The following is an 18,335-nucleotide window of genomic DNA, read 5'->3' on the forward strand; positions in this document are numbered from 1 at the left end:
CCCTCCTCAGGGGAGGCCGGTGATCCGCACTCCCGCGTCGGGAATCTTATAGAACTTGTTGATCCAGATCAGCGCCGAAGTGAGGCTTTCCGACACCACCGAATTGGCCAGCGGCCCGATGTCGATGCCGCGCAGGCCGGCGTCGACGGCGAGCTGCATCACGGTCGCGCGCGCCTCCTTGTCGTCGCCGGCGACCAGCACGTCGCAGTCGATGGCGTAGTCCGGATCCTTCAGCTTGTGCGCCGAGACGTTCTGGAACGCCGACACCACGCGCACGCCCTCGCCGAGCAGCGTCTGCACCGCGACCACGCAGGAGTCCGTCTCCGGCAGCTGCACCCGCGTCACCTTCGGCGGCACCAGCGGCACGGTGACGTCGATCAGGATCTTGCCCTGCAACGCGTCCTTCAGTCCCTGCACGGTGGCGATCTGCGCCTGATACGGCACCGTCAGCACCACGATGTCGGCCTGCGCAACGCCTGTCGCGCTGTCGGCACCCTCGACGCTGCCGCCGCCGAGCCGGGCATTGAGTTCGTCGGCCGCCGCCTTGGCCTTGGCGGCGTCGCGCCCGGCGATGATGACGCGGTGGCCGTGCTTGGCCCAACGCAGCGCCAGCCCGCCGCCTTCGGCGCCGGTGCCGCCGACGACGCAGATCGTATGAGTTGTTGCAGTCATGGCATCCTCAGTTTCTGTTATCAGCGGCAGCCGTCAGACTTCGACGATGTCGCCGAGCCGCACATAGTTGCGGCCGCCGATCCGGGCGACCGGGGCATAGGCCCGGGGATCGATCTTGTGGTTCTGCGCCAGCCCGGCGGCGACGTGCATATCGACGATACGCCCGACCACCAGATGATTGGGCGCGTCGCCGAAGCTCAGCACCTGATCGAGCTTGCACTCGAACTGGATCTTGCTGCCGGCCAGCCGCGGCGTTTGGATCCGGCGCGACGGCAGCGTCGCAAAGCCGAGCAGATCGACCTCGCTGACGTCCGGAGGATACTCCTCGCTGGCCTGTTGGACGATCTGCTCCCAGCCTTCCGGCACCATGTTGATGACGAACTCGCCGGCGCGCTGGACATTGGCCAGCGTGTCCTTGGCGACGTCGCTGCCGGTGCGCGGCCCGACCGAGAAGCCGAGCAGCCCCGGATCGACCGCGAGGATCACGAACTGGCTGAACGGCGCGGCGTTGACGATGCCGCCCGGACCCATTGAGGTGACGAAGGCGATCGGCCGCGGGATCACCGCGCCGGTCAGCATCTTGTAGCGGTCGGCGCGGCTGAGCGAGGCGAGATCGACATGGTCGAACTGCTTCTCCTCTGCAGCGCCTGCCGCCGGTGCGCTCATGCCGGCACCTTGGCCATCACTTCGGTGCCGAACCATTCGATCTGCTCGTTCATTTCCTCGACCGTATCGGCCGGGAACATCAGCGCGCTGCAATGCTGGATCCCGATCGCGCGCAGCTTCTCGATCTTTTCGAGAATGACGTCGGGCGAGCCGACCAGATTGGCGACGACCTGATGGCTGAGATCCCGGCCGGTATAGGCCAGCGACACACGATGCGCGACGAGGCCGCTCTCCATGTAGCGCTTCTCGGCCTCTTCCATCGTCTTGGCGATAGTGCAGGAAAACTGCGGGGCGATCTCGATCGCCTCCGGATCGCGGCCGAGTTCGGCGGCGCGCGCCTTGAGATCCCTGATGCGCTGCTCCATCTCGGTCAGCGGGCGCCAGCCCGGCAGCCAACCCTGGCCGTAGCGCGCGGCGCGCTCGATCGCTTCGAGATTGTGGCCGCCGATATACAGCGGGAACGGCTGTGCCCGGCTTTTCGGGAACATCTCGACGTCCTTGAACGAGTAGTAGGCGCCCTCGTGGCTGGCGCTCGGCTGGTTGAACAGCATGTCGAGCGCGAGCAGCCCCTCGTCCATCATGTCGCCGCGACGCGCCTTGGCGGCACGCGAGCCGCCCCAGGCGAGAAACTCCTCGCGATAGGCGCCGAGGCCGACCGCCATGATGAAGCGGCCGTTGGACATCTGGTCGAGCGAGATCGCCTGCTTGGCGAGATAGACCGGGTCGCGCATCGGCAGCACGGTGAGCGCGGTGCCGAGCTTGATGGTCTTGGTGGCGCCCGCGATCGCGGCCAGCACGATCAGCGGCTCGTAGAAGTTCGGCGGCTTGCCGGGAAACAGGTCGCGCACATAGTTCTGCGTGGTGATGTGGTCGTTGCCCCACACCGAGTCATAGCCGAGCCGTTCGCAGAGCTGCGCCTGGGCGATGAAATCCTCGGGTCCCGCGAACGGGATCGGATACATCACGCCTTCGAAACCGGTCGACAGACAGACACTGAACTTCATGCGTTTCCTCATGACGATTTTAGGAGTTGTTTGATTTGCGCGCCGTCGCGCACGCCGGCAATGACGATCTCGTCGAGCCCCGAAGCGTGATACTCGGCGAGCCGGCGGCGCAACTGCTCGGGCGTGCCGCTGGCGGCGTGGCGCGCGACGATGTCGTCGCCGATCATCGCCTCGGCGCGGCTCCAGTCCTCCGCCACCACGGCAGCGTTGAGCGCAGCCTGATCGAGCACGCTGCCGGCGAGATCGAGATTGACCTTGTGATGCGCGCCGCGCAGCAGGATTGCGAGGATGCGGCGAACGCGGTCGTTGGCCCGGCGTTCGTCAGCATCGACCGAGGCGTAGACCAGCCCCGATGTCTTGAGCTTGCGGCCCTTGGCGCCGCGCGCGACGCTGTGAAGCGTCTGCTGCACGAACGGCACCGACGCCCCGGCGCTGATCAGCACGCCGTCGGCTTCGGCGCCGGCGAGTTCGAGCATCTGCGGTCCCGACGCCGCCAGCACGATCGGAATGTCGCCGCCCGACGCCGCCAGCCGGCGGCGATCGACGCGAAACGTCTCGCCCTGGAACGTCACGCTCTCGCCGGACAGCAGCGCACGGACCAGCTGCAGCGCTTCGCGCATCGCCCGCAGCGGCTTGGCGCCATCGACGCCGATCGCCGCGAGGTCGGCGGGGGCGCCGACGCCGAGGCACAGCTTGACCCGGCCCGGGAAGCGCTCCGCCAGCGTCGCCGTCGCCATGGCGATCTGCACCGGATGCTGCGTCAGCGGGCTCACCGCCATCAGCGCAACTTTGAGACGCTGCGTCTCCGACAGCGTGAGCGCGCCGAGCACCGCGGGATCGCGCAGAAACAGATGGTTGGCGATCCAGATCGTGTCGGCACCGCCGGCCTCGCCGGCCGCGACCTTGTCGCCGAACACCGCCGGATCGTCGCGGCCGTCGCTGGAGATCGAGAGCTCAGACAAGACTTTTCACCGCTTCGAGAATCTTGATGTAGCCGGTGCAGCGGCAGATGTTGCCGCGCAGATAGTGCCGGATCTCCTGTTCGGTCGGGTGCGGATGGCTCTCCAGCAGCGCCGTCGTCGCCAGCACCATGCCGGGCGTGCAGAAGCCGCACTGCATCGCGGCGTGATCGACGAACGCCTGCTGCACCGGGCTCAGCACACCGGACTGCGCCAGACCTTCGATCGTTATGACCGATTTGCCGTCGATGTCGGCCGCGAGCGAGGTGCAGCTGCTCACCGGCAGGCTATCGACCAGCACGGTGCAGGCGCCGCACACCTGCACGTCGCAGGACCGCTTGGTGCCCTTGAGCGTCAGATCATCGCGCAGGAAATCGATCAGCAGCGCGAACGGCGCCACGGACCTGGTCTGCGGCGTGCCGTTCAGCGTGAAGCTGATCTCGATCAATGCAAACTCGGTCATGTCAGCGCGCTCCCACGCCGGCGCTGTCCAGCACCGCGCGCTTGATGAACACGGCGGCGAGATGCTGCTTGTAGTCGGCGCTGCCGTAGATGTCGTCGGTCGCCGGCAACTCCGACGCCATCGCCTCGGCAGCTTGTGGCAGCACATCCGCCAACGCGCCGGGCGGCACGCCAGCAAGAGCTGCTTCGACCGACTCGGCATGGATCGGATGATCGCCGATGCAGCCGATCCAGACGCGGTAGCGCGAAGCGCCGGCCTGCATCTGATACGACGCCGCGACGCCGACGGCGGGATATTCGAGGTGGCCGAAGCTGCGATAGCTGAGCTGCTCGTCCGCCGCCGGCAGCGGCACGCGGATCGCGGTCAAAATCTCGTCGTCGGCGCGCGCGGTGGTGAACGGGCCGAGGATGAATTCGGCCATCGGCACGCGGCGCTCACCGTCCGGCCCGTGCAGAGTCAGCGATGCGCCCAGCAGGCACAGCAGCGCCGGCGGATCGGCATGCGGCTCGGAGAAGCACAGATTGCCGGCCAGCGTGCCCGATGCGCGCACACGGATGTTGCCGACGTTGTTACTCAGCGCCGCATAGGCCGGCAGCCGCTCGCGCACCAGCGGATCGGTGGCGAGCCGCAGATGCGTCACCAGCGGCCCGATCACCAGCTCGTTGCCCTCGAGCGCGAGACGATCGAAGCCGGCAATCCGCTTCAGGTCGATCAGATGTTCGTAACGCAGCACGCGGGCCTTCAGCGCCAGCAGCAGCTCGGTCCCGCCCGCATAATACGCGCTGTCGTCGCCAAACTGCGCGCGCAGCGTCAGCGCGGCTTGCAGCTCGGTCGGACGATGCAATTGGAACGGTGCCAGCCGCACGGTCAGACCTCTTCCAGCCGCTTGCGAAAGTTGGCTTCGAACTCGGCGAAGTTTTCCTGCGCCTTCTTCTTGATCATCGAATGGCCGAGCGACGCCAGCCGGCCGGCGATCTGCAGATCGGCCTGCACCGCCAGCCGCGTCAGCTCCGCTTCGATCGCCTCGAGCCGGAGGTCGAAATTGACGCGGAGCGTGGTGCCGGTGAACTTGTCCTTGCCGGTCGCCTGCGCGATGACGAATTCGAGCTCGCGAAAGTCCTCGACCACGATCTCGGCCGGCACTTCCAGCTTGAACGGCCCGATCTTCTGCTTCATCAGCGCCGAATAGGCCTTCAGCCGCTCCTTCTCCTCGATCGACTCGATGCCGGGAATGCAGCCGGCCATCTCGCGGATGTCGAGCATGATCGGCCACAGCCGGTCCGGCGCGCAGGGCAGATCGGCCTCCATGCGGAATTCCATCTCAGCTGTCCTTTCTGTCTTTCAGCGCGCGCCACACGCGCTCCGGCGTCAGCGGCAGCTGCTTGATGCGGACGCCGAAGCCGGTCGCGAGCGCGTTGGCGATCGCCGGCGCGATCGGCAGGATGGCGCCCTCGCCCATGCCGCGCATGCCGCCCGGCCCCGGCCCGCCGCCATTCTCGATCAGCACGGTCTCGAACTGCTCGGGCACGTCGTCGATGGTCGGCACGTGATAATCAATCATGGTGCCGTTGACCGGCTGGCCGTCGGCATAGATCAACTCTTCGAACAGCGCGTGGCCGAGGCCCATGATCGCGGCGCCCTCGTCCTGACCTTCGGCGCCGCTGCGGTTGATGGCGCGGCCGATGTCGGCGACACTGACATAACGCTTCACCGCGATCTCGCCGGTGTCCTCGTCGAGCGTAATGCCGCAGCGGCCGGCGGCGGTCTCCCAGAACAGCGGCGCGTTGGCCAGCGCGCCGCCGCGTGAGCGCGGCGAAATCCGGCCGATGCCGATCAGTTCGCCGCTGTCGATGCCGAAGTAAGGATGCAGCAGATCGGCGAAACTGTAAGACTTGCCGGCCGCGGTGAAGCCGCCTTCGACCAGTTCGATGCCGGCCGGATCGAGCCCGAGCGTCGACGCGGCGATGTCAGCGATCTGCGCCTTGATGTCGGCGGCGGCGTCCTCGATCGCCAGCGCCATCATCAGCGATGAGCGGCTGGCCCCTGTGCCCCAGTCGAACGGCGCAATCGCGCTGTCCGGCGTCAGCGCACTGACCATCGCGATCGGCTGATTGAGCTGCTGAGCCGCGACGCGGCACAGCACTTCGCGAATGCCCTGCCCGACCTCGATGCTCGACGAAATCACCGCGATCGAGCCGTCGATCTTCAGCCGCAGCAGCACGCCGGCAACCGGCGAGTTCGCCGGGTCAGCGACGCCGAGCGCGGTGCCGTGGATCATCCGGCCTTCCGGTTGCTGCGCGTCGAGCCGGCTCATCGCCTGCGACGCCAGCCCCATCGCCTCGGCCATGTCGACGTCGATCGGCGTCAGATCCGGGCGGACGTGCTCGCCGCGCTTGAGCATGTTGCGATAGCGCAGCTCGGTCGGATCGATGCCGAGCACCTCGGCGATGATGTCCATCTGGGACTCAGTGGCCCACACGCCCTGCGGGCCGCCGATCGACCGGAAAGCCGCGCCCGGCACGGTGTTGGTGTAGACCGCCGTGCTGCGCAGCCGCAGGTTCGGAATCTTGTACGGGCCGATGGCGCGGATCGCCGCCTTGATCGCTACGGCCGGCCCGGTGTCCGCATAGGCGCCGCCGTTCATCAGCACGTTGACGGACTTCGCCTGCAGCATGCCGTCGGCGCTGACCGCAGTCTTGACGCTGATCGTCGCGCTGAGCCGGCGAGCGGTCAGCATCGACTCCGACGCCGAGAAACAGATCCGCACCGGCCGACCGATCTTCCACGCCACGCATGCGACAAGCGGATCGATCTTCACCGAGGCCTTGCCGCCGAAGCCGCCGCCGATCAGCGGCGTGATAATCCGGACTTTGGCGATCGGCAGATTGAAAATGCGCGACAGAACTTTCTGCACGGCGGTCGGCGCCTGGCCGCAGCTCCACACCGTCAGCCCGTCGTCACCGAACGCCGCGATGCCGCAATGCGGCTCCATCGCGTAGTGATACACCATCGGGAAGTCGAAGCTGTCCTCGAACACGCGGTCGGCCGCCGCGAACGCCGCATCGACGTCGCCGCTGTCGTAGGCGTAGCTCTGGAAGATATTGGTGCCGGCGACCGGTCTGGCTTCGCCCTTGAAGTAGAAATCCTTCAACGGCTGCACGGCGTCGTGGATCAGCGGCGCATCCGGCGCCAGCGCCTCGGCCGCTTCGGTGACGTAAGGCAGCGGCTCGTAGTCGACCGTCACCGCGTCGAGCGCCTCCTCGGCCGCCGCCTCGGTTTCGGCGACCACCACCGCGACTGGCTCGCCGACATAGCGCACCCGGTCGATCGCGATCAGCGGCCGATCCTTCAGCGACACGCCCCAGATCGGGTCGATGCCGCCGAGATCCGCGCCGGTGACGACGCCGATCACGCCCGGCATCGCCAGCGCGGCGTTGGCATCGATGCTGGTAATCAACGCGTGCGGCATCGTGCTGCGCAGCACCTTGCCGTGGACCATGCCGGGCACGTCGAGATCGGAGATGAACGCGGCGCGGCCGGTCACCTTGTCCAGAAAATCGACCCGATCGGGACGTGCTGCGGCGCTCATCTCAGCTCTCCGTCGGCACGGCGCGGACGCGGCTGCGGCCGAAATACGACCACAGCTGCGCCACCAGGATCACCGCCGCGATCAGCAGGATGATCAGCGACAGCGGCCGTTGCAGCACGATCATCAGGCTGCCGTCGCCCATCAGCATCGACTGCCGCAACGCGGTGTCGAGGATGTTGGCGAGGATGAACGCCATGATCAGCGGCCCGGCGTCGAGGCTGGCCTTGCGCAGCAGATAGCCGATGCCGCCGAACAGCATCAGCGTGGTGACGTCGGCGAAATTGCTGCGCAGGCTGTAGGTGCCGAAGATCGCGATCAGCAGGATGGTGGCGCTCAGCAGCCAGGACGGCACGCGCAGCAGCTGCACCCACAGCCCGACCAACGGCAGATTGAGCACCAGCAACATGATGTTGCCGACATACATCGAGGCGATTACGCCCCAGAACACGTCGGGGTTCTTCACCAGCATCAGCGGGCCGGGCTGCACGTTCTGGATCAGCAGGCCGGCGAACAGCACGGCGGTCACCGCATTGCCCGGCAGGCCCAGCGTCAGCAGCGGAATGAACGAGGCGGTCGCCGCCGAATTATTCGCGGACTCCGGGCCGGCCACGCCGGCGATGGCGCCGTGGCCGAACTGCTCCGGCGTCTTCGACAGCTTCTTCTCCAGCGTGTAGCTCATCAGCGAGGCAAGGATGGCGCCGCCCCCGGGGATCAGGCCGACGAAGAAGCCGATCACCGAGCCGCGCGCGATCGGCCCGCCGGATTCGCGCCAGTCCTGCCGACTCGGAAACAGCCGGCCGATCTTGGTCGACAGCAACGCGCCGCGCGACTTGTCCTCGAGATTGTGCAGGATCTCGGCGACGCCGAACAAGCCCATCAGCATCGGCACCAGATCGATGCCGTCGGTGATCGCCATGATGTTGAAGGTGTAGCGCTCGACGCCGGTGATGGTGTCGATGCCGACCAGGCCGAGCAGCAGCCCGACCAGCACCATGGTGATGCCGCGCACCGGCGAGCCGCCGGACAGCGTCGCGCTCAGCGACAGCCCGAACAGCGCCAGCGCGAAGTACTCGGGCGGCCCGAAGGTGACGGCGAATTTGGCGAACAGCGGGCCGACCAGCGCCAGCGCGCACACCGCGATGGTGCCGGCGATGAACGAGCCGATCGCCGCGATCGCCAGCGCCGGGCCGGCGCGGCCCTTCTTGGCCATCTGGTAGCCGTCGATGCAGGTGATCACCGAGGCGGCCTCGCCCGGCACCTTGAGCAGGATCGAGGTGGTCGAGCCGCCATACATCGCGCCGTAGTAGATCGAGGCCAGCATGATGATGGCGCCGAGCGGCGAGCCGGCGTGATAGGTGAGCGGCAGCAGCACCGCGATGGTCGTCACCGGGCCGAGCCCGGGCAGCACCCCGACCAGCGTGCCGAGCACCGAGCCGATCGCCGCATACAGCAGGTTCGACGGCTCCAGCGACAGCGAGATTCCGTAGCCGAGTTTTTCGAGGGCTTCGAACATTACCAGGCAGGCCCCAATTGCATCGGCACCTTGAGCAGGAACGGAAAGATCACCAGCCCGCTGGCGGTGAGCCCGACGCTGGCGACGACGGCGCGCAGCATGCTCTGGCCATAGAAGCCGCGAATCCACACGATCAGCAGCGCCAGCGTGGCGATCACGAAGCCAGTGTAGGGAACGACGATCGCGTAAACGATCGTCGCCAGGATCGCCGCAGCCGGTGCCAGCGCGAACGCGCTCTCGTCCGCCGGCAGCGGCTCACGTACCACCAGGACCAACAGAACCAGCAGCGCGATCGACACCGCCAGCGGCAGCACGCCCGGGCCCGGCGCGTCGTCGAGCCAGAAGCCGAGGCGGAAGGCGCCGAGCCCGAAGGTCAGCGCCAGCACCAGCAGCATCAGGACGGCGACGTAGGTCGGCGTCGTCAGGCGTGCCATGGCGGACGCGCGGCTCATTTCGCCTTGCCGATTTCCTGCAGGATCTCGCGCGCCGAAGCGTATTCGCCTTCGACCAGCTTCTTCACTTCGGCGCCCGGCAGATCGAGCGGCACCATGCCGAGCCGATCCATCGTGTCCTGGAAGGCCTTGTCGCTCATCGCCTTGCGGAACGCGGTCTCGAGCTTCATGCGGACGTCCTCGGGAATCCCGGCCGGCCCGATGATCGCCTGAACCGAGCGCAGCGACTTGAGGCCCTTCTCGGACAGGCTCGGCACGTCCGGATACATCTTGGAGCGCTGCGGCGTAGTCACCGCCAGCAGCCGTACTTCCTTGCTCTCGATGAAGGGCGCCCACACCGAGGTCTCCATAATGAAGTCGACGTGGCCGCCGAGCAGCGCCGGCACCGAAGCCGCAGAGCCCTGCTGCGGCACGTGGACGAACTTCGCCTTGGTGGCGAACTGCAGCGCCTCGGTGGTGAGATGCTGGGTGGTGCCGACGCCGGCCGTGCCGTATTTGATCGCGCCGGGCTTGGCCTTGCCCTCGGCGATCAGGTCATCGATGGTTTGCCAGCGCGAGTCCGCCTTCACGGCGATGCCGATCAGATTGTCGCCGTAATAGCTGATGTAGGAAAACGCGTTGATCGGATCGAACGGCAACTGCCGGCCCTGCAGCGCCGCCAGATAGCTGGTGCTCGACAGGGTTCCGATGGTGTAGCCGTCCGGCGCCGCCTTGGCGAGGGCGGCCATGCCGATCGACGTCGAGGCGCCGGGCTGGTTGATCACCACGATGGTCTGGCCGAGCGAGGCCTCGGCCGCCTTGGCGAGCACGCGCGCGGTCTGGTCGGTGCTGCCGCCGGCGGCCCACGGCACGATCAGCGTGATCGGCTTGTCGGGATACTCGGCGGCCGCGACCTGCGGCAGCAGCGCAGCAATGACCAGACCAACAACTCCGATGATTTTCGACTTCATAGCCATCTTCCCCTCGCCACTTCAGATGATTGGAAAAATCCCTGCCGCCTCCAGCATGCGTGTCGCTGTCGGCATGTCGGAGGGAACTTGCAGAGTGTCACCCTGCGTCGCCGCGGTAACCGCCGGGTCCTTCAGCCCCGACGCGGTGAGCAGCGAGACGACGACGTCGTCGCTCTTGATCACGCCCGCCTTGGCGAGATGCTCGACCGCGACCAGGCCGCCGGCCGAAGCCGGCTCGAGATAACGGCCTTCGCGGCTGGCCAGCAGCTGCTGCCAGCGCATCGTGTCTTCGTTGGAGATCGTGACCGCGCGGCCCTGCGACTTGCGCACGATCTGCAGCGCCTGAAAGGTGCCCTGCACCGCGCCGATCGAACCGGACACCGTGTCGAACGTCTTCGGCATCGCTGGCGGCGCTTCGAGATCGTTGTCGATGGCCTGGCCGATCGAACCATAGACTTCCGCGGCGACCATCTTCGGCATGCGATCGATCCAGCCCGCCGCCAGCATCTCGCCGAAGCCGCGCCACATTCCGATCAGCGCGTCGCCGTAGCACACCGGCAGGATGCACCAGTCTGGCACGCGCCAGCCGAGCTGCTCGACGGTTTCATACGCCAGCGTTTTGTAGCCTTCGATGCCGTAGGGGTTGGAGCCGACCGCCGGACCGAAGAACGGCGAGGTCGGGTACCAGCCATACTGCCGCACGGCGTGTTCCATGAACCGCCAGCGATCTTCCTTCTCCGGCACGCTGACGACCTTGGCGCCGCAGGCGCGCATCTGCGTCACCATCGGACCTGCGGCCCAGCCGAAAGTAAACACCACGCAGGGAATGCCGGCCTTCGCCGCGTAGGCCGCCGCCGCCGCGCCGGCGTTGCCGGAGGAGCTCGACACGATGGTCCTGGCGCCCATCTGCTTGGCAACCGACACCGCCATGCAGGCAAGACGATCCTTGAACGACCAGGTCGGATTGCCGCTCTCGTCCTTGCCGTAGAGCTGCGTGAGGCCGAGCTGGTCGCCGGCATTGCGCAGATGGTGCAGCGGCGAGCCGCCCTCGCCGAGCGACACCGCATCCGCCTCGCTCACCGGCAGCACGTCGCCGTAGCGCCACAACCCGGTCGACAGCTTGGCGCCGGCCGCGTCCGGCTTGCGCAGAGCGATCGGCTGCTCGTAGGCCACGACCAGATTGCTACGCACGACCGGCCGGCAGACCGGGCAGTCGTCGGCGTAGTGGTCCGCGGGATAAAGGGCGTCGCAGCGCAGGCACTGCAGCCCTTTGACCTTCGCCATCACAACACCCGCAGCGCGGTGTCGGACAGCATGAACGAGTCGACGCCGTCCTTGGTGACGACCAGCGTGTCCTCGACCTGCAGGCCGGCGTAGCCGATCTCGTAGTACGGCGTCTCGACGCAGATCACCATGCCCTCCTCGAACACGTCCTTGCTGGACGGCGCGATATTCGGCGCGTCGTAGCCGTCGAGGCCGATGCCGTGACCGACATGGCTGCGCTGATAATGCGGGATGCCTTCGCGCCGCACGGTTTCGACCGCCGCATTGAACACATCGGCCGCCTTGACGCCGGGCTTGATCATCTCGATGGCACGATCGAGACCGACGCAGATCGCGCGGTGATACTTGATGGTCTTCGCATCCGGCTCGCCGAGCACGCCGTTGCGGGCGATGTCGGCGCGGTAGTGCTTGTAGCGGCCGCCGACGTCGAAGCGGATGATGTCGCCGGCGATCAGTTCGCGATCGGTCGGCTGCACGTTGGTGCCGGCGCTGCGGGCGCCGACGCCGATGCAGCCGAGCACGGGCATTCCGCCCTCGACGATGGTCTTGGTGTGAAACGCCCGCGCCAGATCGTTTTCGGTGGCACCGACCTTGGCCACCGCCAGCGCCGCGCTGATCGACATGTCGGCGATCTGCGCCGACTTGCGCAGCCGCGCGATCTCCTCCGGGGTCTTGATCGCCCGCGCGAAGCGGAAAATATCAGCCGCCCGCACCAACGTCGCGCCGGGCAGCGCTTCGGCGAGCTGATCCCAGTACTGCGGCAGGATGCCGATCTCGTCGACGCCGATCCGCGCGTTCTGCAGCCCGCGATCCTTGATCACCTTGACCAGCGCCTTGACGGCGTCGCCGTCGTCCTGTTGCGCCAGCAGCGCATCGATCCGTTGATCGTGGGCGTCGAGCTCCACGCCTTCGGCCTTGTTGACCGAGAAGCCACCGAAGCGGCGAACATCCTTCACCCAGACTTCAGCATCGGCGACGAGATCGATCAGGCCGGTCGACGCGATCACCGCCGGCTCGCCGCCGCCCGGCGCCGGCAGCAGCGCATAGGCCTGCGGACCGCGCCGGATCCATTGGCTCATGGCCCAGAAGCCGCTGGCATAGGTGACGTTTTCCGGCATCGTGGCGACCAGCGCGGCGAGCGACGCCTGCTTCATTCCCGCGTTGAGCCGATCGATATTGGCGAGCATTGCGATGTCCATCTTCGTTCGCTTAGACGTTCCGTTTTTCGGAACATCGTTCCCTTAGAAAGAACACTAGGGGATTATGGTCGACGCCGTCAAGTTCGAGCGACGCCTGTCCATGGTGATGAGTTGAGCAGCGCGATGCCACATTCGGCAGCTGCTACGCAGCAAGTCCGTCATGGCCGGGCTTGTCCCGGCCATCCACGCCTTTTTGCACTGCCGTCAGCAAGGCGTGGATGCCCGGCACAAGGCCGGGCATGACGCGTGGAAAGGCGACCACTCTCTTCCAGACGCCACATATCTGTCAGGCCCTTGAGACAGAGACCTGTTGACTATCGAAAGCTGCGGATCGCGCCAATCACACGTCAACCGATCCAGCGCTGTTCACGCCGCCGCGTCGCTTGCCCACTGCCGATAATCATCCGGCGCGTCGAGATCGAAGGCGAGGCGCTGATCGACGATGACGGCCGGGGTCACGCCGAGCGCGCGTGCCGCGTCGAAATGTTGACGAAAGCTGCCGGGGCCGTAGTGGAACGGCAGCGCCGCTGCGTAGCTGGAATCGATGCACAGCAGATTGGTGCCGTCGAACTGGCGGTCCGGCACGATCACCACCGCGGCGTCTTCGGCCGCGACCCGGCGCAGCAGTTGCGGTTCCACATAGGGCAGATCGATCGGCACGATCATCAGCCGCGCGAGCGACGGCAGGATGCGCAGCAATTCGCGACGCGCGCCATCCAGCGCTCCATTGAGATCGTCAGCGCGATCGTCGATCGCGCCGATCTGATACGACGCGGCGACGCGGCGAACCTGCGCGTCCGCGCTCACCACCCTTATCTGCCCGGCGCCGAAAGCCGCCGCCGCCGCCGTGAGCGTCTGGCGCAGCAGGCGCTCGCACAGCCGGCGCCGGCCGTCCGGATCGATCGCCGCCGCCAGGCGTGACTTGCCGACATCGAACGGCTTGCAGGGGATCAGGACGTGCGTCATCGCGCGATCGCCATCTGCTTCGGCATGAAGGGCGTCATCACCATGTCCTGCAGTTCAGGCGCGGCGAAGCTGACGTCGCGGCGCTCCTGATCGACGGGCTGATACAGCGTGCTGCGTTGCGCGGCGATCCGCCCTGCCCGTCCGATCAGCGCTTCCATCGCTTCCGGAGCCAGTTCCTGCCCATGCTGGGTGCCGGCGGCGCGCGAGATGCTCTCGTTCATCAGCGTGCCGCCGAGATCGTTGACGCCGGAGCGCAGCAGGCTGCCGACGCCGGTTTCGCCGAGCTTGACCCAGGAGGCCTGGATGTTGGTGATCAGCGGATGCAGCACCAGCCGCGCGACCGCATGCATCAGCCGCACTTCGCGCCAGGTCGGGCCGCTACGCGCCTGGCCGCGCAGCGACATCGGTGCTTCCATGTGGATGAACGGCAGCGGCACGAATTCGGTGAAGCCGCCGGTCTCCTCCTGCAGATCCCGGATCCGCAGCAGATGCGCGGCCCAGCTATCGGTGCCCTCGACGTGACCGAACATGATGGTCGCGGTGGTCCGCAGCCCGACCCGATGCGCGCTGCGCACGATGTCGAGCCACAGTTCCGTGGTGAGCTTGTCGGCGCAGATGATCTGCCGAACCTTGTCGTCGAGGATCTCAGCGGCGGTGCCGGGCAGCGAGCCGAGCCCCTCGTCCCGCAACATCTTCAGATAATCCGCGACCGGCATGCCGAGCGTGGCCGCACCCTGGCTCACCTCCAGCGGCGAGAACGCGTGGACGTGCATCTGCGGCACTTCGTTCTTCACCGCGCGCAGCAGATCGACGTAGGTCCGCCCGGTGTAGTGCGGATTGATGCCGCCCTGCATACAGACTTCAGTCGCGCCGCGATCCCACGCCTCGCGAGCGCGACGCGCGACCTCTTCGAGCGACAGGTCGTACGGCCGGCCGCGCAGATGGTCGTGGGTCTTGCCCTTGGAGAACGCGCAGAACTTGCAGGCGTAGCTGCAGACGTTGGTGTAGTTGATGTTGCGGTTCACGACGTAGCGCACGGTGTTGCCGCTCGCGCGCGCGCGGAGAGCGTCCGCCGCCTCGCAGAGCATGTCGACATCGCCGCCGCGGGCGCCGAACAGCGCCTGCACCTCGGTCTGCGCCAGCCTCGTGCCGGTTGCGGCGCGGGCGACCAGCGCATCGAGCGACAGATCGCTGCGGCGCGCGGAACGCGCTGGCGGAAGCGGCGTCAGACCGCCCGGCATCCAGCCGTCCTCGCGGGCGAAGCCTTCGGCATCGACGACTTTCAGCACTTTCGGCAGCAGCGCGGGATCGAGCCACTTCGCCGCATCGCGCACATAGGCCGGGTACACCGCGAGCCGCGGCTGCAGCGTCAGCCCGGCGGCTTCGGTCGCCTGCTGCAGCCGCGCGATCTCCGGCCACGGCGCTTCCGGATTGACGTGATCGGCGGTGACCGGCGAGATCCCGCCCCAATCGTTGATGCCCGCCTCGAGGAGGCGGGGATAGTCCGCGTAGCTGAGGTTGGGCGGGACCTGGATGTTCATCTCCGGGCCGAAGATCAGCCGCGCCACCGCCGTGGTCCACAGCAGGTCGTCGAGCCCGGGCTCGTGATGCCCGGCAAATCGCGTATCCGCCTTGGCGCGGAAATTCTGCACGATGATTTCTTGCAGATGGCCGTAGCGCGCATGCAGATCACGCAGCGCCAGCAGCGATTGCACGCGCTCCAGCCGGGTTTCGCCAATGCCGATCAGGATGCCGCTGGTGAACGGCACCCGCAGCCGCCCCGCCGCCTCGATCGCTTCGAGCCGCACCGCCGGCGCCTTATCCGGCGAGCCGTGATGCGCGCCGCCGCGCTCGCACAGCCGCTCCGACACGCTTTCGAGCATGATGCCCTGCGACACGCTGACCTTGCGCAGCCGCGCGGTCTCCGCCTCGCTCATCACCCCGGCGTTGACGTGCGGCAGCAGGCCGGTCTCGGCCAGGATCAGCTTGCAGATCTGCTCGACATACTCGGCCGTCGTCGCAACGCCCTGCGCGGCGAGAAACTCGCGCGCCGCGGCGTAGCGCAGTTCCGGCTTGTCGCCGAGCGTCAGCAGCGCCTCGTGACAGCCGGCAGCCTGGCCGGCGCGCACGATTCCCAGCACCTCGTCCGGCGACAGATACGCCGCCTCGACCTGGCGCGGGGTCTTGGCGAAGGTGCAATAGCCGCAGCTGTCGCGGCACAGCCGCGTCAGCGGCACGAACACCTTGCGCGAGTAGCTGATGACATGGCGATGGCCGTCGCGGGCGACCGTCGCGGCCTCGGCGAGCAGGTCCGCCAGCGACATCGACTCGTACGCCTGTAACAAAGCTTCGGCGTCTCGCGTGTCCCACACCATCTCGTCGACCTTCATCTCATAGGCTGGAGCACCAGCGTGCCCCAGCAGATCATTCACCAGCGCCGCGATCGACGCTCAATAGCGTGCACGAACCGCCCATTGTTCCACCGTTCCGTCTGCCGACACCGCGTGCAGCTGGCTAAACAGATTAACGGTCGGATCGCAATGCGTCGCGCCGATCAGCACCCGCTTCCCCGGCAGCGGCGCCGTCGCGCCCGCCGGCAGACTGATCACACCGTGCTCGTCGCCGGCGAAGCGATAGCTCGCTCCCTGCGGCAGCCCGCCGAAGACATCCGGCAGCGGCCCGTTCAGCGCCAACGCTTTCACGCCGGCGTCCACCGTCAGCTCGCCGGCGCGATTGACCGAGGTCACTGTTGCCAGCACGTACAGCGTCCGCCGAAACGGCAGCGCCCCGTCATCGTTTTGCACGCGGCCATAGTCCGCGTCCATGAAGATGTAGGAGCCGACCTGCAACTCGCTGAACGGCCCCGCAGTATCGAATGCGAAAGTTCCGGTTCCGCTGCCGGTGATCTCGGCGACGGTGAAGCCGGCTTCGATCAGCGCCTGCGCATGACCGCGCAATTTCGCCGCCACTGCTGCATTGCCGGCCTTGCGTTCCGACGGATCGAGCACGTGCTGAACCTGCCCGGCAAAGCCTTGCAGGCCGCCAAACGTCGTGCCGGGCCAATCGCTGATCAGCCTGGCGAGAGCAACGCTATCGGCGATGTCGCAGACGCCGGTCCGACGCTGTCCGACGTCGACGTCGATCAGGATCGTCAAGGTCGGACCGCCGCTCGGCATGTGCTGGCGTAGCAGCTCGATCTGGCTCGGGTGATCGACCACCACCGCCAGCTTCGCCGACTGCGCCGCGGCGATCAGCGCCGGCATCTTGGCGACGTCCTGCATCGGCGAGGTCAGCAGCAGATCCTGCACGCCGCCCTTGGCCATCGCCAGAATTTCCAGCGGCGTCGCGCAGGCGATGCCGCGTGCCCCGGCGGCGAGCTGGCGTTGCGCGATCTCGACGGTCTTGTGCGTCTTGGCGTGCGGTCGCAGCTGCACGCCGGCTTGCCGTGCCTGCACCGCCATCGCATCGATGTTGTCCTGCAACGCGTGGCTATCGACCACCAGTGCAGGCGTGGGGACGTGCGTCAGCGCCTCGGCAACGGTGGCAAGCAAGCCGGAGGCGTCGGGCACGTCGGTCATCTCAGTTCTCCGCGCGGCGCAGTGCGTCACCGAGCAACCGCATCTGCGCGGTCTGGGTCGGCCCGGAGAAGGTCAGCGCCAGTTCGGTGACGCCGCCAGCGGCGTAGTCCGAAGCGCGGGCAAGGCAGGCCTCGGGCGTGCCGCACAACACGAAGGCCCGGGCGATCCGCGCGTCGAGCAGCTCCGGCGAGCCGCCGGCCTGCAGCATCTGCACCGCGCTCTCGTACTCCTCGGCCGTCACCGTGCCTTCCGACAGGATCGCATCGCGCGCAGAGGCCACGCGCTCGCCCATCCGCCAGAACGACGTCAGCATGTCGGCCACGGCGACCTTTGCAGCGCTCAGCGCACGCTGCTCGTTGGCGTCGACCGAGCATGGCATGTACTGCACAGCGTGCGCCGAACCTGATCGCCCGGTTGCGCTGCGGGCAGCATTGACGCGCTCCGCGGTGCGCGAGGCGAACGGCAGCGAGCACATGTTGGAGATGATCACGCCGTCGGCGAGTTCGCCGCTCATCTTCGAGGTGATTTCGCCGCGACCTGCGACCAGAATCGGCAGGTCCGCGCGCGTCGGATGCTCGAGCTTGACGCCTTGCGCGGAGAAACGCGCGCCGGCGTGATCGACGGTGTCGCCGGCGAACAGCTTGCGCAGGATGATGATGGTGTCGCGCAGCGCCGGCGCCGGCTTGTCGGGATCGAGGCCGATTTTACGCACCGCCGAGGCGATGCCGGCGCCGATTCCCAGCATGGTGCGCCCGCCACTCAGTTCATCGAGCGCCGCGACTTCCATCGCCATCAGCGTCGGGTGACGGCTGAACGGATTGAACACGCCGGCGCCGATGCCGATCCGCCGGGTCGCCATCGCGCAGGCGGCGGCCGACGGCAGAATGCCGCGCGCGAATGCGTTCTCGGCGAACCACAGCGACGCGAACCCCGCCGCTTCGGCCACCTCGGCGAGTTCGACGCATTCCCGCGCCGTCAAGCCGCCGTGCAGACGCACGGACAGCCTGGGCAGATTTCCGCCTGTCGGCATCGACGTCATC

Annotated in this window: 17 protein-coding genes; all 17 read right to left on the bottom strand. The window is 67.3% G+C overall.

Features of this window, described 5'->3' with window-relative positions:
* Nucleotides 1–6 precede the first annotated feature (6 nt).
* Complete coding sequence (gene npdG, locus D4Q52_RS07025) at nt 7–672, bottom strand: NADPH-dependent F420 reductase (RefSeq protein ID WP_119855827.1); 666 nt, start codon at nt 670–672, stop codon at nt 7–9.
* 33 nt (nt 673–705) lie between these two features.
* The gene (locus D4Q52_RS07030) at nt 706–1,338 is read right to left on the bottom strand and encodes a flavin reductase family protein (RefSeq protein ID WP_182915251.1); all 633 of its coding nucleotides are present in this window, start codon (nt 1,336–1,338) and stop codon (nt 706–708) included.
* Nucleotides 1,335–2,342 carry an LLM class flavin-dependent oxidoreductase gene (locus D4Q52_RS07035; RefSeq protein WP_182915252.1) on the bottom strand — a complete coding sequence of 336 codons (1,008 nt, stop codon included), beginning with the start codon at nt 2,340–2,342 and terminating at the stop codon, nt 1,335–1,337. The genes D4Q52_RS07030 and D4Q52_RS07035 overlap by 4 nt, the downstream gene beginning before the upstream one ends.
* 8 nt (nt 2,343–2,350) lie before the next feature.
* On the bottom strand, nt 2,351–3,304 hold the full coding sequence (locus D4Q52_RS07040) for an LLM class flavin-dependent oxidoreductase (protein ID WP_119855830.1): 954 nt from the start codon (nt 3,302–3,304) through the stop codon (nt 2,351–2,353).
* Nucleotides 3,297–3,764 carry a (2Fe-2S)-binding protein gene (locus tag D4Q52_RS07045; protein ID WP_119855831.1) on the bottom strand — a complete coding sequence of 156 codons (468 nt, stop codon included), beginning with the start codon at nt 3,762–3,764 and terminating at the stop codon, nt 3,297–3,299. The genes D4Q52_RS07040 and D4Q52_RS07045 overlap by 8 nt, the downstream gene beginning before the upstream one ends.
* A 1-nt stretch (nt 3,765) precedes the next feature.
* Nucleotides 3,766–4,629, bottom strand: a complete 864-nt coding sequence (locus D4Q52_RS26445) for an FAD binding domain-containing protein (RefSeq protein ID WP_182915253.1) — start codon at nt 4,627–4,629, stop codon at nt 3,766–3,768.
* Nucleotides 4,630–4,631: 2 nt separating this feature from the next.
* Nucleotides 4,632–5,084 (bottom strand): SRPBCC family protein, encoded by a 453-nt coding sequence (locus D4Q52_RS07055; protein WP_119855832.1) that lies wholly within the window; start codon nt 5,082–5,084, stop codon nt 4,632–4,634.
* Nucleotide 5,085: 1 nt separating this feature from the next.
* Complete coding sequence (locus D4Q52_RS07060) at nt 5,086–7,353, bottom strand: xanthine dehydrogenase family protein molybdopterin-binding subunit (RefSeq protein WP_119855833.1); 2,268 nt, start codon at nt 7,351–7,353, stop codon at nt 5,086–5,088.
* Between the two features lies 1 nt (nt 7,354).
* Complete coding sequence (locus tag D4Q52_RS07065) at nt 7,355–8,866, bottom strand: tripartite tricarboxylate transporter permease (protein ID WP_119855834.1); 1,512 nt, start codon at nt 8,864–8,866, stop codon at nt 7,355–7,357.
* The gene (locus D4Q52_RS07070) at nt 8,866–9,318 is read right to left on the bottom strand and encodes a tripartite tricarboxylate transporter TctB family protein (protein ID WP_119855835.1); all 453 of its coding nucleotides are present in this window, start codon (nt 9,316–9,318) and stop codon (nt 8,866–8,868) included. The genes D4Q52_RS07065 and D4Q52_RS07070 overlap by 1 nt, the downstream gene beginning before the upstream one ends.
* On the bottom strand, nt 9,315–10,268 hold the full coding sequence (locus D4Q52_RS07075) for a tripartite tricarboxylate transporter substrate binding protein (protein ID WP_182915254.1): 954 nt from the start codon (nt 10,266–10,268) through the stop codon (nt 9,315–9,317). Before D4Q52_RS07075 ends, D4Q52_RS07070 begins: the two co-directional genes overlap by 4 nt.
* A gap of 21 nt (nt 10,269–10,289) precedes the next feature.
* Nucleotides 10,290–11,552, bottom strand: coding sequence for a pyridoxal-phosphate dependent enzyme (locus D4Q52_RS07080; RefSeq protein ID WP_119855837.1), 1,263 nt, complete (start codon nt 11,550–11,552; stop codon nt 10,290–10,292).
* Nucleotides 11,552–12,751, bottom strand: a complete 1,200-nt coding sequence (locus D4Q52_RS07085) for a M24 family metallopeptidase (protein WP_234831109.1) — start codon at nt 12,749–12,751, stop codon at nt 11,552–11,554. Before D4Q52_RS07085 ends, D4Q52_RS07080 begins: the two co-directional genes overlap by 1 nt.
* A 366-nt stretch (nt 12,752–13,117) precedes the next feature.
* Complete coding sequence (gene cofC, locus D4Q52_RS07090; RefSeq protein ID WP_119855838.1) at nt 13,118–13,717, bottom strand: 2-phospho-L-lactate guanylyltransferase; 600 nt, start codon at nt 13,715–13,717, stop codon at nt 13,118–13,120.
* Entirely contained in the window at nt 13,714–16,107 is a 2,394-nt protein-coding gene (gene cofH / locus D4Q52_RS07095) for a 5-amino-6-(D-ribitylamino)uracil--L-tyrosine 4-hydroxyphenyl transferase CofH (RefSeq protein ID WP_234831114.1), read from the bottom strand. The genes cofC and cofH overlap by 4 nt, the downstream gene beginning before the upstream one ends.
* Nucleotides 16,108–16,167: 60 nt before the next feature.
* Complete coding sequence (locus tag D4Q52_RS07100) at nt 16,168–17,295, bottom strand: DSD1 family PLP-dependent enzyme (protein ID WP_119855839.1); 1,128 nt, start codon at nt 17,293–17,295, stop codon at nt 16,168–16,170.
* A 1-nt stretch (nt 17,296) separates the two neighbouring features.
* Nucleotides 17,297–18,325, bottom strand: coding sequence for an LLM class flavin-dependent oxidoreductase (locus D4Q52_RS07105; protein WP_182915255.1), 1,029 nt, complete (start codon nt 18,323–18,325; stop codon nt 17,297–17,299).
* Nucleotides 18,326–18,335: the final 10 nt, after the last annotated feature.

Source organism: Rhodopseudomonas palustris, assembly GCF_003591005.1.
In the GTDB taxonomy this organism is placed as follows: domain Bacteria; phylum Pseudomonadota; class Alphaproteobacteria; order Rhizobiales; family Xanthobacteraceae; genus Rhodopseudomonas; species Rhodopseudomonas palustris_K.

Excerpts from the sequence above, each read along its gene's own strand:
- D4Q52_RS07065 (WP_119855834.1), bottom strand. The coding sequence starts at position 8,866 with ATGTTCGAAGCCCTCGAAAAACTCGGCTACGGAATCTCGCTGTCGCTG.
- D4Q52_RS07060 (WP_119855833.1), bottom strand. The coding sequence starts at position 7,353 with ATGAGCGCCGCAGCACGTCCCGATCGGGTCGATTTTCTGGACAAGGTG.
- cofH (WP_234831114.1), bottom strand. The coding sequence starts at position 16,107 with ATGAAGGTCGACGAGATGGTGTGGGACACGCGAGACGCCGAAGCTTTG.
- D4Q52_RS07030 (WP_182915251.1), bottom strand. The coding sequence starts at position 1,338 with ATGAGCGCACCGGCGGCAGGCGCTGCAGAGGAGAAGCAGTTCGACCAT.
- D4Q52_RS07035 (WP_182915252.1), bottom strand. The coding sequence starts at position 2,342 with ATGAAGTTCAGTGTCTGTCTGTCGACCGGTTTCGAAGGCGTGATGTAT.
- D4Q52_RS07100 (WP_119855839.1), bottom strand. The coding sequence starts at position 17,295 with ATGACCGACGTGCCCGACGCCTCCGGCTTGCTTGCCACCGTTGCCGAG.
- D4Q52_RS07055 (WP_119855832.1), bottom strand. The coding sequence starts at position 5,084 with ATGGAATTCCGCATGGAGGCCGATCTGCCCTGCGCGCCGGACCGGCTG.
- cofC (WP_119855838.1), bottom strand. The coding sequence starts at position 13,717 with ATGACGCACGTCCTGATCCCCTGCAAGCCGTTCGATGTCGGCAAGTCA.
- D4Q52_RS07075 (WP_182915254.1), bottom strand. The coding sequence starts at position 10,268 with ATGAAGTCGAAAATCATCGGAGTTGTTGGTCTGGTCATTGCTGCGCTG.
- D4Q52_RS07105 (WP_182915255.1), bottom strand. The coding sequence starts at position 18,325 with ATGCCGACAGGCGGAAATCTGCCCAGGCTGTCCGTGCGTCTGCACGGC.
- D4Q52_RS07080 (WP_119855837.1), bottom strand. The coding sequence starts at position 11,552 with ATGGCGAAGGTCAAAGGGCTGCAGTGCCTGCGCTGCGACGCCCTTTAT.
- D4Q52_RS07045 (WP_119855831.1), bottom strand. The coding sequence starts at position 3,764 with ATGACCGAGTTTGCATTGATCGAGATCAGCTTCACGCTGAACGGCACG.
- D4Q52_RS07070 (WP_119855835.1), bottom strand. The coding sequence starts at position 9,318 with ATGAGCCGCGCGTCCGCCATGGCACGCCTGACGACGCCGACCTACGTC.
- D4Q52_RS07085 (WP_234831109.1), bottom strand. The coding sequence starts at position 12,751 with ATGGACATCGCAATGCTCGCCAATATCGATCGGCTCAACGCGGGAATG.
- npdG (WP_119855827.1), bottom strand. The coding sequence starts at position 672 with ATGACTGCAACAACTCATACGATCTGCGTCGTCGGCGGCACCGGCGCC.